The organism is Mycobacterium szulgai (genome assembly GCF_002116635.1).
Lineage (GTDB): Bacteria > Actinomycetota > Actinomycetes > Mycobacteriales > Mycobacteriaceae > Mycobacterium > Mycobacterium szulgai.
The window spans coordinates 37,071-50,690 of record NZ_LQPW01000140.1 but is presented as its reverse complement, the minus strand read 5'-3'; the positions used below and the strand labels follow the sequence as shown (position 1 = coordinate 50,690).

Below are 13,620 nucleotides of genomic sequence, written 5' to 3'. Positions count from 1 at the left end.
GATTCAGCACAGACCGCTGGGAATCCCGCGCGCCGGGCCAGTTTCCTGTCCTGGCATCACCTGCGGGTAGGGCACCCGATAGGGAATGGCATACGGCACCTGGGTCACCGGATCGGGATTCAGCCCAGTGGTTCCCAGCAACACGTTGGGTATGCATTGCGGCAGTTTCGGTATCGCGTCGAGCACGGGGTGATCCAACTTGGGGCGCGACGGGTTGGGCGGGGAGGCGAAGTTGAACGTCGAGGTCATATCGCCGACAACGCCGTCGCGCCAAGCAGTTTGGTTGGGCACCGGCACACCGAAGCGCTTGGTGATGAACTTCAGTTGCGAAGTGTGGTCGAGCACGTCGTGGACCATCAGCGGGCCGCGGCTGTACGGCGAGATCACGAAACACGGGACACGGAAGCCCAAACCGACGGGTCCACGTATGCCGCCAGATCCCGACACACTGTCGACGTCGGCGACGGTCAAATATTCACCGGGTGTCCCCGGCGGCGCGGTGGGCGGTGTGACGTGATCGAAGAAGCCGCCGTTTTCGTCATAGGCGACGATCAGCGCGGTCTTCTCCCACACCGCCGGATTGGAAAGCAGGATCTTCAGCAGTTGCACGATGCCGATCGCGCCGACGGCCGGCGGAAATGCCGGATGTTCGGACTCGGGGGTGTTCGGGACGATCCAGGACACCTTCGGCAGCCGGTTGGCTTTGACGTCGGCGGCGAAGTCGTGCGGATAGGTCGGGGCGATGCCGAAGCGAGCCAAGTCCGAGCGCGGGTTCTGGGCTTGCTTGAAGTACATCAGTATTCGGTCGTAGGTGTAGTTCAAGTAGTTGCTACCGATGGCCCCAAGGCCCTTGTTGCGATACAGCTTCCAGCTGACACCCGCGGCGCTGAGATTGTCCGGCATGGTCGCCCAGCTGAACTGACCGATCGGTTCGGAGGCTGGACTGGTGAGTTGCGGCCCACCATTGGTGCCGGCGGGGTCGATCGAGGCGCTGATCCAATACAGCCGGTTGGGCAGGGTGGGGCCGAGAACCGAGCAGAAATACTGGTCGCACATGGTGAACGTGTCGGCCAGCATGTAGTGGATCGGAATGTCTTTGCGCGTGTAGTAGCCCATCACCACGGGGACGTTGCCGTTCACCGGGCTGTTGCCGACCTGCGCGGGCAGCCAGCCGTCGTTGGCGCCGTTGTTCCAGGACTTGTGCATCCCCTTCCAGGAGTGGTCGGGGTCGTTGAGGCATTGGCCGTCAAGGACGAGCCGGGTGGTGTCTAAGCGGAAGGGGATGGTGACGCCGGCGGGGTCGAGCTGCTGCGTCTGCGGATTCCAGCCCTTCTGCTGGAACGCGGGCGACGCGGTGTTGAAGCCGTCGGTGGCCGACAGCGTCCCGAAATAGTGATCGAAGGATCGATTCTCCTGCAGGAACAACACTATGTGCTCGATGTCGGACAAATGACCCGAGCATGGGCCGGCTCCGTAGGCCTTTTCAATAACCGGACCGGCGAACGACATTAGAGCGCCAGTACTCCCGGCGGCGACTTTGGCCAAGAACTCTCGACGAGACATTCCGCCGAATGGGCCTTTGCTCACCCTAATCCTTTCCGCTGCGCATTTGCGCTCACGGTATATTTGCCAGGATGATTATTCGCGACACGCCGACCGGCGTGTCGGTGTGAATTTTAGGTGTCGCAAAGGGACGGCAGTCATGCCGCGTCGTGAAAAATTAACCCCAGGGCATAACGTTCGCCAGAACGGATCATCGAAATGCCGTGCCGCACTGGCGCAGCCGACCAGCCCCGCGCCGAGCGCACCGGCCGCTCACGGGTGGTGAATACATAACCCCGCCCCTGCGTCAATTGCGTTGCCGTGCCACGGGATTGAGCCCGGTAGCGTTGTTCGACGAGGAGAAATTCGCCGCCGGTGTAGTCAACGTCGGGGCGGCTCAAGTTGATCACCACTTGAAGCGGAAACACCAAGTGTCCGTAGAGATCCTGGTGCAGGGCATTCCAATCGTTGGGGCCGTACTTCAGCATCAGGGCAGTCGATTTGGTTTGGCCGGCGGCATGGCACGCGGCCAGCCAGTCGTCGAGGCCGTCCGGCCACAGCGCGTCGCGGCCAAGCTTGGCCCACCAGTCCCGGGCGATGGGCAGCAGTCTGGGATACAGCGCCTGTTTGAGTTTTTCGATCGGCTCGGGATAAGGGGCATGAAAGTAGCGGTATTGTCCGGCGCCATAACGTTTTGGCGCCATATTGACCGTCGAGCGGAACAAGCCCTCGTCGGCGTAAAGCTCGCGCAACCGCAGCGCTTCGCTGGGGCTGATCAATTGCGGCAATAGCGCGCCACCGTATTCATTGAGCTCGGCGGTGATGGCGTCCCAATCACCGGAGTCGACGCGCTTTTTCCAACGCGACATCAGCGCGACAGCGTAATCGCCTGTTCCGGGCAGTTCTGTTCGCCGGCCGCGGCTTGGGCCTCGAGGTCGCCGCTGACGTCCTCGACGAGCACGACGGCGTGGCCGAACTCGTCGGAATCGAAGACGGCGGGGGCCAGGGTGTAACAGCGTCCGTGGCCGACACAGCGGTCCGCGTCCACGAAGACGCGGGTCATCGAGCCGACACCGGGAACATCAGTGGCAGCGCTTCCACCGAGCGCAACGCGGCGGTGTAGGTCAGCTGGGTGCCCGGCTTGATCTCGTACTCCGGTATGCGGCGGTGGAATTCGCGCAGTGCCACCCGCAGCTCCATGCGGGCCAGATGGGAGCCCAGACAGCGGTGCGGACCGCCGCCGAACGCGCGGTGGCGGTTGGGGCTGCGCTGGAAATCCACGAGTTCAGGATCTGGGAACTCCGCCGGGTCGGTGTTTGCCGCGCCGAGCAACGGGCTGACCCGGTCGCCTTTGTGGATTGGGCACCCGGACAGCTCGACGTCTTGCATCGCGACGCGAGCGACCCCGGGCACCGGCGTCTCCCAGCGCAGTAGCTCCTCGACCGCGTGCGGCAGGATGTCAGGCTGCTCGACGAGCTGGCGGCGGTGCTCGGGGTGTCTAGCCAGATACACGAAGAAGCAGTCGAGCGAGTCGGTGACGGTGTCCAGACCCGCGATCAAGAACAGGAAGCAGATATCGAGCAACTCCTCGCGCGATAGGGGCCGGCCTTCACTGGCCACGTTTGCCGCGATCATCGCCGACAGCACGTCGTCGCGGGGACTGGCGATGTGATCGTCGATGGCACGCTCGAAGTAGTCGTAGATCTGGTGCGCTACCGGCGCCGAGGACTCGTGGCGGCGGTCGTAGCCGGAATCGCCCTCGGGGCGGATAACGCCGTCCTTCCATTCCAGGAACTTGTCGAGGTCTTCCAGCGGCAGGCCGAGTAGCTGCAGAAAAACCGTGCAGGGCAGCGGTACGGCGAACTCGGCGTGGAAGTCGCATTCGCCCCGGTGGGCGAATCCGTCGATCATCTCGTTCACCAGCGCGGTGACGCCCGGTTCACGCCGGGCCATCTCGCGCGGCGTGAACAATGGATCGAGGACGCGACGGTACTTCGCGTGCTCGGGTGGGTCGACCTGCAAGGGGATCAGCGGCCTGATGGTGCCGAGATCGACCGCGTCCATGTTCGACGAAAAGAGCTCGGTGTGCTTGAGTGCCATCTCGATGTCGGCCAGGCGGCTGAGCACCACGGCCTGCGGCGAGCGGAAAACCGGGGCCGATTCGCGCAGCGCCTTATACATCGGTTGCGGCTCGGCAAGACCGACGACGGCCTGGTCGACGAATCCTTGGGCTGGCGAGGCTTCGGTCATCTCGTCAGCCTGGCACCAGCGTCGCGGCAGGGCAATAACTTTGCCTGGCTTACTGAGGCTCACCGCTGGCTCCGGCATTGCGCAGCGAGTACCGTGTTCGTCGCGGACGAGTTGGCCGGGCGGCCGCGGCTCGAGTCGGTTCGCGAGAACCGGCGGCGGGTCGAGGAAAGTCCGGACTTCACAGAGCAGGGTGATTGCTAACGGCAATCCGAGGTGACTCGCGGGAAAGTGCCACAGAAAACAGACCGCCACCCTCGCGGTGGTAAGGGTGAAACGGTGCGGTAAGAGCGCACCAGCATCCCGGGTGACCGGGGTGGCTAGGCAAACCCCACCCGAAGCAAGGCCAAGAAGGCCGCGCCAAAAGTGCGGCCGCGCAGGCGTTCGAGGGCTGCTCGCCCGAGCCTGCGGGTAGGCCGCTCGAGGCACCCGGCAACGGTGTGTCCAGATGGATGGTCGCCGCCGTGCCGCCGCTGGTTCAGCCGCGGCGGTGGGGAACAGAATCCGGCTTACAGGCCAACTCGTCCGCCTTCGAAGCCGCATCCGCCATAGCCACTCCAGTCCAGGCGTCGGCGGGCATGTTGCGATCCGAAAGGCGATATCGCATGCGGTATCGCGTTTGCAGTTCGATCCTGGAAAGCCTCGCCGGTGCCACTGTGACCAATGTGACTGAGATTGGCTGAGGACCGTCAGCGCCGCGCTCGGCGCACCGATTTGTCGAGCTTGCGCAGCGCGGCGTCGAGCTGTGCATGGCACTGCTCGGCGAGGTCGGCCTCCTGCTGATACAGCAGACCGTAGGTGAAGGTGTCCTCGCCCGCGGCGTGGGCTGCCTCGACCTGGTGGATCAGGTGTTGGCGGCTGACCACGCTGTCCTGATGGTCACCGAGCAACGTCTGGATGGCCTTGGCCTGCTGGGAAACCTCGTTGGCGCCGGTGGCCGAGGCGGTGTAGCGCAGGCTTTTCGCGCGCTTGCGGATTCGGTGCAGCGCCTCGTCGGCGTCGTTCTCGGCGGCAGCTGCCCGGGCGGCCTTGCGGACGCGCCGGTAGGCCGCGTCAATCGTCAGCGGTGCCCGGTCTTGGCCGACAACGGTGACCGGCTCTTCGGCCACCAGTGAATCGAGGGCGTCGAGCAGCCGGAAGTACCGCTTCGACCGCATGGCGATCAAGGAGCGCCGCAGGCCGGCTTGATAGCGGCGCTGGGCTCCGGCGACCAAACGTTCCCGAACCGGCCCGCGCACCAGGTCCGGTGCCAGCCGGTCCAATTCGCGCTGGTAGCGCTCGCCAAGCACCTCGGCATCGCGCGCTAGACCCAATACCGCGGCGAGCTCACGTAGCTCGTCGATGACCCACGCTCCGTCGGCCAATCCGAACGAATCCTGCGAGTCCTTGAGCAGGCTGCGGATCTTGCGGGTAATAACCCGCATCTGGTGGACCGCGTCGAAGACGTCGGCGCGCACGGCGCGATCCCACACCAGCAACTCCTCGACCTGCTGGGCCACCGCCCGATGTACCGGGTCCGCCGCCGGCGCACGCGGTGCCGGGGATGTCGTCCCCATGACATGTGCGAGTTTCGAGCCGTGTCCGGCCGGGGCTGCGCCGGCGTCGAGGAGCCGGTTGCTCAGTCGGTTCAACAGCTCGTGGTCAGCGCTGCCATTCGCGGCGACCAGCTCGAGTTCCCATTCACGCCATTGCTGTTCGGCCGGGCCCTCGTCGGCTCCTTCCGCACTGGGCGCGCCGTGAGCTGCCCGCCAAGCGGTGACCCGGTCGTTGCTGAACTCCGCCAGGGCAGTGCCGTCGATGCTGTAGAGCACCTGGCTCTGGCGTTCGGTGGTGATTCGCGCAACCGGCTCAATCGGGCGATCGCGCACGATCGCCAGCACCACATCCAGCAGCTCGGCAGGCACGTCGTCCCCGGGGCCGGTGATCGGGGCGTGGATCTCGGTACGCGCGTCGGGTCCTGCCGGCAACTTCAGGTGCCAACCCGCGTCGGCCCCGCCGGTGCGCCGCCGTAGCGTGATCCGGTTGCGCGACAGGTCCTGCGTCGCGGTGTCGAAGTACACCGCGTCTAGCGATTGAGTCGGTGATTTCTCGACGCGCGCTACCGCGGCGATGCCCTCGAACGAGGGTGACACGGTCGATTCGACAACGTCGAACTTGCGCTCGACCTCCAGATGGCGCGCCGCCTTTGGCGCTTTTGCAGGCATTTTCGTCTCCGGTGAGACCGCGCCGCCGCGGTCATGATGGTGATAGGCCTCCATAGAGTGCCATATCAGGGTTACGCGTCCGTCACCTATCCGCTTATCGTGTCCGGTGCGGGATACCGCTGTGGTGACGGCTTTTGGATATCTGATGAAGGAGCTGTGCATGTTGTTCTTCGGTCGTGCCCTGATTGGCGGCGCGGTAAGTGGCGCAATGCTTTTCGGGGCCACTGGGCTGGCCTGGGCGGATGAGGATCCGGTGCCGCCGCCACCGAACTGCACCGCCGCGGACCTGGCCGGAGTGTCGGCCGGCGTTGCCGCAGCGACCTCGGCTTACCTGTTCGCCCATCCGGACGTGAACGATTACTTCACCAGCTTGAAGGGTCAGCCCCGCGACAACATCCGCGACCAGCTGCAGCAATACATGGATGCCAACCCGCAGACCCACTCAGATCTGCAGGGCATCCGGCAACCACTGATGGATTTCCGTGCCCGGTGCGGGCAATAGAGCTAGAAGCAGTGCTCGTCGGCCGGGAACGTCCCGGCGGCCACCTCGGCTGCGTATTGTGTTGCAGCGCGGCGTAATTCAGCTCCGACGTCGGCGAACTGCTTGACGAAGCGCGCGGTCTTGCGCCCGCTCATTCCGGTCATGTCCTGCCAGACCAGGACCTGGCCGTCGCAGTGGGGACCCGCGCCGATCCCGATCGTCGGGATGGTCAGCTTGCCGGTGATCTGGGTGGCCAACTCGGCCGGCACCATTTCCATCACGACGGCGAACGCGCCGGCTTCGGCGACGGCGATCGCGTCGGCAACCGTCTGTTCGGCGGCGTCGCCGCGGCCCTGCACCTTGAAACCACCCAGAGTGTTGACGCTTTGCGGGGTGAAGCCGATATGAGCCATCACCGGAATGCCCGCCGCGGTCAGACACGCGATCTGTTCGGCTACCCGCTCGCCGCCCTCCAGCTTGACGGCATGTGCGCCGCCTTCCTTCATGAAGCGGGTGGCCGAGGCCAGAGCCGCCTGGGGTCCGGCCTCGTAGCTGCCGAAGGGCAGATCGGCGACGACCAGCGCGTGCGGGGCGCCGCGCGCAACGCCGCGCACCAACGGGATCAATTCGTCAATCGAGATCGGTACGGTGGTGTCGTAGCCGTACACGACGTTGGCGGCCGAGTCGCCGATCAACAGCACCGGGATGCCGGCGTCGTCGAAGATTTGGGCCGTCGAATAGTCGTAGGCCGTGAGCATGGCCCACTTATGGCCTTCGGCCTTCCATTTCTGCAAGTGGTGGGTGCGCACCTTGGTGCGCGGCGCCGAACTGTTTCCAGCGCTGATGGGATTAGCCCCATAGACATGCTGTTCAGACATCATTGTCCCTAGTGGTGGTCGGGTCGATCCTCGTGGCCCTCAGGTTTTCGCCTGGACAGGGTCCCCGGGTTCGTCTGACCCCAACAGTCTGCCATCTTGTCGATACAAATGCACCGTGGGGTGTGCCACGGGGGCATACCATCTGCGGATGCAACGGCTCAGTGGCCTCGACGCCAGCTTCCTGTACCTGGAAACCTCCTCCCAGCCGATGCATGTTTGCTCGATCATGGAGCTGGATACCTCGACCATGCCCGGTGGCTACACCTTTGACCGGCTGCGCGATGCAATGTCGCTGCGCGTCAAAGCGATGCCCGAGTTTCGGGAAAAGATTGCCAACAGCCCGTTGAACCTGGACCATCCGGTCTGGGTCGACGACGAGAACTTCGAACTCGACCGCCATCTGCACCGCATCGGGCTGCCGACGCCCGGCGGGCGAGCGGAGATGTCGGAGATCTGCGGCCACATCGCCTCGCTGCCGCTGGATCGCAGGCGGCCGCTGTGGGAGATGTGGGTCATCGAGGGCGTCGCCGGCACCGATTGCCATCACAAGGGCCGCATCGGGGTGATGACCAAGGTGCATCACGCCGGGGTCGACGGGGTGACCGGCGCGAACCTCCTGTCGCAGCTGTGCACCACCGAACCCGACGCGCCGGCGCCGGAGCCCGTCGACGGCGTCGGCGCTGGCAGTGGCTGGCAGATCGCCGCGGGCGGCCTGCTCAGGTTCGCCACCCGGCCGCTGCAGCTGGCCAATGTATTGCCCGAGACGGTGAACTCCGTGGTCGCCACGGTGCTGCGGGCCCGTGACGGCCTGACCATGGCACGCCCGTTCGCCGCGCCGCGAACCGTTTTCAACGCCAGCGTCAGCGGCCGTCGCAACATCGCCTATGCCCAACTGGACCTCGCGGACGTCAAGACGGTGAAGGACCAGTTCGGCGTCAAGGTCAACGACGTGGTGATGGCGCTGGTCTCGGGGGTGCTGCGGCAATACCTGGCCGAGCGGAATTCCCTGCCCGACACGTCGCTGGTGGCCTCGGTCCCGGTGTCGGTGCACGGCAAGTCCGATCGCCCCGGCCGCAATCAGGTTTCGGCGATGTTCGCCAGCCTGCATACCCAGATCGCCGACCCGATACAGCGGCTAAAGACAATCGCTGAAGCGAATTCGGTTGCCAAGCAACACAGTTCGGCCATCGGGGCCACTCTGTTGCAGGACTGGACGCAGTTCGCCGCCCCGGCCGTTTTCGGGATCGCGATGCGGTTCTATGCCAGCACCCGGTTAACCGAGAGCCTGCCGGTGCACAATCTGGTGGTCTCCAATGTGCCGGGGCCGCAGATTCCGCTGTACATGCTGGGTTGCGAGGTCAAGGCGATGTATCCACTGGGGCCGATCTTTCACGGCTCGGGACTCAACATCACCGTGATGTCGCTGAACGGCAAGCTCGATGTCGGGCTCATCTCATGCCCTGACCTGCTGCCCGACCTGTGGGAGATGGCTGACGAGTTCGCCGTCGGAATGGAAGAACTGCTGGCGGCAAGCCACTAATCGGCCGCTCACCAGCATCTTGGGCCTTCTCTGGCACCATAGGTTGCCATGTGCCTGACTCGCCGCGACACATTCGCGCGCACGCTGCTGATCTGGACCGCGATCGCGGCCGTCGCGATGGTTTCCGCGGGCTGCATCCGCGTGGTCGGCGGCCGGGCCCGCATGGCCGAGCCGAGGCTGGGCCAGCCGATCGAATGGACGTTGTGCCGCTCCTCGAATCCGGGAGTGAAGATCCCCGGCGGCGCACTGTGCGGCAAACTCGCCGTGCCCGTCGACTACGCGCATCCCGATGCGGATGTGGCGACGCTGGCGCTCATTCGCTTTCCGGCGACCGGCGACAAGATCGGCTCTTTGGTGATCAATCCGGGCGGCCCCGGGGAATCGGGCATCGAGGCCGCGTTGGGCGTTTTCCAGACACTGCCCAGAAAGGTCCACGAGCGTTTTGACCTGGTCGGGTTCGACCCGCGCGGAGTGGCGGCCTCGCGGCCGGCGATCTGGTGTAATTCCGACGCTGATAACGACCGGTTGCGCGCCGAACCGCAGGTCGACTACAGCCCTGCGGGTGTGGCGCGCATCGAAGACGAGACCAAGCAATTCGTGCAGCGCTGTGTAGACAAGATGGGCAAGAACTTCTTGGCCAACGTCGGCACCGTCAATGTCGCAAAGGACATGGACACCATCCGCGCGGCGTTGGGCGACGAGAAGCTGACCTACCTGGGCTACTCGTACGGCACCCGGATCGGCTCGGCCTATGCCGAGGCCTTCCCGAAGCGGGTGCGGGCAATGATTCTCGACGGCGCTGTGGATCCCAACGCCGATCCCATCGAGGCAGATCTGCGTCAGGCCAAGGGTTTTCAGGACGCGTTCAACGACTATGCCGCCGAATGCGCCAAGGATTCCAGCTGCCCGTTGGGCACCGACCCGGCCAAAGCCGTCGAGGTCTACCACAGCCTGGTCGACCCGCTGGTCGACCCCAACAACCTGTGGGTGAGCCGGCCGGCCAAAACCAATGACCCGCGCGGGCTGAGCTATAGCGACGCCATCGTGGGCACCATCATGGCGCTGTACTCACCGAGCCTGTGGCACCACTTGACCGACGGCCTGTCCGAGCTGGTCGACCATCGCGGCGACACGATGCTGGCCTTGGCCGACATGTATATGCGCCGCGACTCGAAGGGCCATTACAACAACTCCACCGACGCGCGGGTGGCGATCAATTGTGTTGACCAGCCACCGATTACCGACCGCGCGAAGATCATCGACGAGGACCGCCGATCGCGCGAGGTGGCGCCGTTCATGAGTTACGGCAAGTTCACCGGTGATGCTCCGCTGGGGTCCTGCGCCTTCTGGCCGGTGCCGCCGACCAGCAAGCCGCATGTGGTCTCGGCGCCGGGTCTGGCTCCGACCGTCGTCGTGTCCACGACTCACGACCCGGCCACGCCTTATCAGGCCGGGGTGGATCTGGCCAACCAGCTGCACGGCTCCTTGTTGACCTTCAATGGAACCCAGCACACGGTGGTGTTCCAGGGCGAAAGCTGTGTCGACGACTACGCGACGGCTTATCTGATCAACGGCACCACGCCGCCCGCCGGCGCCACCTGTTAGTTCGCCGGGCGCGTCAACACGCTCGGCGAGAGCGAGATGAGATCAAGGCGTGACCGTTTCGCGCCTCCACGCGGTACTGACGGGTGACAAGATCAACGGCCATGTGGCGCCTGAGAACGTTGAGCTCGGCGCTGCTGTCAGTTGGTCTGACGCTCGCTGGGCAATCGGGGGGACTGCCGTCGGCCGGCGCGACTCCGGAAGCCGACACCGGTCAGACGCAGAGTCCAGCGGCCCCAGTCGCGGTGCCGCAACAGAATTGGGGCTCCTGCCGCAGCTTCGTTGATGACGTCGCCGATATTCCCACCGCTCAGTGCGCGACGGTGTCGGTTCCGGTCAACTACGACAAACCCGGTGGGGCACAGGCCAAGCTGGCGGTGATCCGCATCCCGGCGACGGGCCAGCGGATCGGGTCGCTGTTCGTCAATCCGGGCGGCCCGGGGGCGTCCGCGGTCGACATGGTGGCCGGGATGGCACCCGAGCTCAAGGACACCGAAATCGCCCGCAACTTCGATCTGGTGGGCTTCGACCCCAGAGGCGTCGGCCACTCGACGCCGACGTTGCGGTGTCGCACCGATGCCGAATTCGACGCCTACCGGCGCGACCCGATGGTCGACTACAGCCCGGCCGGGGTGGCCCACATCGAGCAGGTCTACCAGGAATTGGCCCAGCATTGCGTCGACCGGATCGGCCAGGAGTTCCTGGCCAACGTCGGCACCGCGTCTACCGCCCGCGATATGGACATGGTCCGCCAGGCGCTGGGCGACGAGCAGCTCAACTACCTCGGCTACAGCTACGGCACCGAGCTGGGTACGGCCTACATCGAGCGGTTCAGTGCGCACGTGCGGTCGATGGTCCTCGACGGCGCCATCGACCCGACCGTCGGGCCGATCGATGAAACCATCAACCAGATGGCAGGATTCCAAACGGTTTTCAACGACTACGCCGCGGACTGCGCCAAGTCGGCGGCCTGCCCGCTGGGCACCGACCCGGCTCAGTGGGTCGCCCGGTACCACGCTCTGGTCGACCCGCTGGTCGCCAAGCCGGGCAAGACGTCTGATCCGCGCGGCCTCAGCTACGCCGACGCAACCACCGGCACCATCAACGCTCTGTACACCCCGAGTCATTGGAAGTACCTGACCAGCGGACTGGTCGGATTGCAGCGCGGCACCAACGCCGGCGACCTGCTGCTGCTCGCCGACGATTACCAGGGTCGGGACCGCCAGGGACACTATGACAACGACCAGGACGCCTTCAACGCGATCCGTTGCGTCGACGCGCCGACGCCAACCGATCCGGCGCCCTGGGTCGCGGCCGACCGCAAGATTCGTGAGGTGGCTCCGTTCCTGTCCTACGGTCAGTTCACCGGCGCGGCCCCGCGCGATCTGTGCGCGATGTGGCCGGTGCCGGCCACCTCCACGCCGCACCCCGCGACACCGGCGGCGCCGGGCAAGGTTGTCGTGGTCTCCACCACCCACGACCCCGCCACCCCCTATCAGGCCGGCGTGGACCTGGCCCGCCAGCTGGGCGCCCCGCTGATCACCTTCGACGGGACACAGCACACCGTGGTGTTCAACGGCAACCAGTGTGTGGACACCGCTGCGGTGCGCTACTTCCTCGACCTGACGCCGCCTGCGGCCAACGTGCGGTGCTGACACGCGGAACGCAAATCCGGTGTCCTAGCAGCTTGCAACGCGTCTGACCGGGCGCCCGTAACACCGAATTAACACAACGTGCCTACTGTTCGGGTATGGACCGACAGAAGGAATTCGTCCTCCGCACCCTGGAAGAACGGGACATCCGCTTCGTCCGGCTCTGGTTCACAGACGTGCTCGGTTACCTCAAGTCGGTTGCGATCGCACCCGCGGAGCTCGAAGGCGCGTTCGAGGAGGGCATCGGCTTCGACGGATCGTCGATCGAGGGCTTTGCGCGGGTGTCCGAATCCGACACCGTGGCACACCCGGATCCGTCGACCTTCCAGGTGTTGCCCTGGGCCACCGCTTCCGGCCACCATCACTCGGCGCGGATGTTCTGCGACATCACCATGCCGGACGGCTCGCCCTCCTGGGCGGACCCGCGTCATGTGCTGCGGCGCCAGCTCACCAAGGCCAACGAGCTCGGTTTCTCCTGCTACGTGCATCCAGAAATCGAGTTCTTTTTGTTGAAGTCCGGACCGGACGACGGCTCGGTGCCCGTTCCGGTGGACAACGCCGGCTACTTCGACCAAGCCGTGCACGACTCGGCCTCGAACTTTCGCCGGCACGCGATCGATGCGCTGGAGTTCATGGGCATCTCGGTGGAGTTCAGCCACCACGAGGGCGCGCCCGGCCAGCAGGAGATCGACCTGCGCTTCGCCGACGCGCTGTCGATGGCCGACAACGTGATGACGTTCCGTTACGTCATCAAGGAGGTCGCACTCGAGGAGGGTGCGCGGGCGTCGTTCATGCCCAAGCCGTTCGGGCAGCACCCGGGCTCGGCGATGCACACCCACATGAGCCTGTTCGAGGGCGACGTCAACGCCTTCCACAGCGACGACGATCCGCTGCAGCTGTCCGAAGTCGGCAAGTCCTTCATTGCTGGGATCCTCGAGCACGCATCGGAGATAAGCGCGGTCACCAACCAATGGGTCAACTCCTACAAGCGGCTGGTGCAGGGCGGCGAGGCGCCCACCGCGGCGTCGTGGGGGGCGGCCAACCGGTCCGCCTTGGTACGGGTGCCGATGTACACGCCGCACAAGACCTCGTCGCGGCGGATCGAGGTACGCAGTCCCGACTCGGCGTGCAACCCGTACTTGACGTTTGCCGTCTTATTGGCGGCCGGTCTGCGCGGCGTGGAGAAGGGGTACGTGCTGGGGCCGCAGGCCGAGGACAACGTCTGGGATCTGACCCCCGAGGAACGCCGCGCCATGGGTTACCGGGAGCTGCCGTCCAGCCTGGACAGTGCGCTGCGCGCCATGGAAGCTTCCGAACTCGTCGCGGAGGCGTTGGGGGAGCACGTTTTTGATTTCTTCTTGCGTAACAAGCGCACCGAGTGGGCCAACTACCGCAGCCACGTCACGCCCTACGAGCTGAGCACTTACCTGTCGCTGTAGCCGGTCGCAGCCCGCATTCCATTTTGGAGGGGCAG

The 13,620-nt window shown here is 65.2% G+C and carries 11 protein-coding genes and 1 other RNA gene; 6 read left to right on the top strand and 6 right to left on the bottom strand.

The genetic code is table 11. The annotated features are described in order from the left end of the window. Positions 1–3: 3 nt before the first annotated feature. The 4 genes from AWC27_RS20125 to AWC27_RS20110 form a co-directional block, all read right to left on the bottom strand. On the bottom strand, positions 4–1,587 hold the full coding sequence (locus AWC27_RS20125; RefSeq protein ID WP_245847330.1) for a phospholipase C: 1,584 nt from the start codon (positions 1,585–1,587) through the stop codon (positions 4–6). A gap of 113 nt (positions 1,588–1,700) precedes the next feature. After that, a complete protein-coding gene (locus AWC27_RS20120; RefSeq protein ID WP_085672099.1) occupies positions 1,701–2,411 on the bottom strand; it encodes a 2OG-Fe(II) oxygenase in 711 nt (236 codons plus the stop codon). After that, a complete protein-coding gene (locus tag AWC27_RS20115; RefSeq protein WP_085672098.1) occupies positions 2,411–2,605 on the bottom strand; it encodes a ferredoxin in 195 nt (64 codons plus the stop codon). The genes AWC27_RS20120 and AWC27_RS20115 overlap by 1 nt, the downstream gene beginning before the upstream one ends. Continuing rightward, complete coding sequence (locus AWC27_RS20110) at positions 2,602–3,792, bottom strand: cytochrome P450 (RefSeq protein WP_085672097.1); 1,191 nt, start codon at positions 3,790–3,792, stop codon at positions 2,602–2,604. The genes AWC27_RS20115 and AWC27_RS20110 overlap by 4 nt, the downstream gene beginning before the upstream one ends. 107 nt (positions 3,793–3,899) lie before the next feature. On the opposite strand from AWC27_RS20110, the gene rnpB reads away from it, so the two are divergent. Beyond that, an RNA gene (gene rnpB / locus AWC27_RS20105) (RNase P RNA component class A) lies at positions 3,900–4,317 on the top strand. A 161-nt stretch (positions 4,318–4,478) separates the two neighbouring features. Here the strand turns inward: rnpB and AWC27_RS20100 are convergent. Continuing rightward, positions 4,479–5,993: a CYTH and CHAD domain-containing protein gene (locus tag AWC27_RS20100; protein WP_085672126.1), complete on the bottom strand. Its 1,515-nt coding sequence runs from the start codon at positions 5,991–5,993 to the stop codon at positions 4,479–4,481. A 208-nt stretch (positions 5,994–6,201) separates the two neighbouring features. Between AWC27_RS20100 and AWC27_RS20095 the strand changes: the two genes are divergently transcribed. Then, positions 6,202–6,495: a heme-binding protein gene (locus AWC27_RS20095; RefSeq protein ID WP_245847335.1), complete on the top strand. Its 294-nt coding sequence runs from the start codon at positions 6,202–6,204 to the stop codon at positions 6,493–6,495. A gap of 2 nt (positions 6,496–6,497) precedes the next feature. Here the strand turns inward: AWC27_RS20095 and panB are convergent, their stop codons facing one another. Continuing rightward, entirely contained in the window at positions 6,498–7,352 is an 855-nt protein-coding gene (panB, locus tag AWC27_RS20090; protein WP_085672124.1) for a 3-methyl-2-oxobutanoate hydroxymethyltransferase, read from the bottom strand. Positions 7,353–7,500: 148 nt separating this feature from the next. Between panB and AWC27_RS20085 the strand changes: the two genes are divergently transcribed. The 4 genes from AWC27_RS20085 to glnA all read left to right on the top strand — a co-directional run bounded on the left by AWC27_RS20085 (position 7,501) and on the right by glnA (position 13,585). Next, positions 7,501–8,892, top strand: coding sequence for a WS/DGAT/MGAT family O-acyltransferase (locus AWC27_RS20085; RefSeq protein WP_085672096.1), 1,392 nt, complete (start codon positions 7,501–7,503; stop codon positions 8,890–8,892). A gap of 48 nt (positions 8,893–8,940) precedes the next feature. Then, positions 8,941–10,497 carry an alpha/beta hydrolase gene (locus AWC27_RS20080; protein ID WP_085672095.1) on the top strand — a complete coding sequence of 519 codons (1,557 nt, stop codon included), beginning with the start codon at positions 8,941–8,943 and terminating at the stop codon, positions 10,495–10,497. A gap of 101 nt (positions 10,498–10,598) precedes the next feature. After that, entirely contained in the window at positions 10,599–12,149 is a 1,551-nt protein-coding gene (locus AWC27_RS20075; protein ID WP_085672094.1) for an alpha/beta hydrolase, read from the top strand. A gap of 95 nt (positions 12,150–12,244) precedes the next feature. Continuing rightward, positions 12,245–13,585, top strand: a complete 1,341-nt coding sequence (gene glnA / locus AWC27_RS20070; RefSeq protein WP_085672093.1) for a type I glutamate--ammonia ligase — start codon at positions 12,245–12,247, stop codon at positions 13,583–13,585. The last annotated feature ends 35 nt before the right edge of the window (positions 13,586–13,620 follow it).

Excerpts from the sequence above, each read along its gene's own strand:
- AWC27_RS20120 (WP_085672099.1), bottom strand. The coding sequence starts at position 2,411 with ATGTCGCGTTGGAAAAAGCGCGTCGACTCCGGTGATTGGGACGCCATC.
- AWC27_RS20115 (WP_085672098.1), bottom strand. The coding sequence starts at position 2,605 with ATGACCCGCGTCTTCGTGGACGCGGACCGCTGTGTCGGCCACGGACGC.
- AWC27_RS20110 (WP_085672097.1), bottom strand. The coding sequence starts at position 3,792 with ATGACCGAAGCCTCGCCAGCCCAAGGATTCGTCGACCAGGCCGTCGTC.
- AWC27_RS20100 (WP_085672126.1), bottom strand. The coding sequence starts at position 5,993 with ATGCCTGCAAAAGCGCCAAAGGCGGCGCGCCATCTGGAGGTCGAGCGC.
- AWC27_RS20095 (WP_245847335.1), top strand. The coding sequence starts at position 6,202 with ATGCTTTTCGGGGCCACTGGGCTGGCCTGGGCGGATGAGGATCCGGTG.
- panB (WP_085672124.1), bottom strand. The coding sequence starts at position 7,352 with ATGTCTGAACAGCATGTCTATGGGGCTAATCCCATCAGCGCTGGAAAC.
- AWC27_RS20085 (WP_085672096.1), top strand. The coding sequence starts at position 7,501 with ATGCAACGGCTCAGTGGCCTCGACGCCAGCTTCCTGTACCTGGAAACC.
- AWC27_RS20080 (WP_085672095.1), top strand. The coding sequence starts at position 8,941 with ATGTGCCTGACTCGCCGCGACACATTCGCGCGCACGCTGCTGATCTGG.
- AWC27_RS20075 (WP_085672094.1), top strand. The coding sequence starts at position 10,599 with ATGTGGCGCCTGAGAACGTTGAGCTCGGCGCTGCTGTCAGTTGGTCTG.
- glnA (WP_085672093.1), top strand. The coding sequence starts at position 12,245 with ATGGACCGACAGAAGGAATTCGTCCTCCGCACCCTGGAAGAACGGGAC.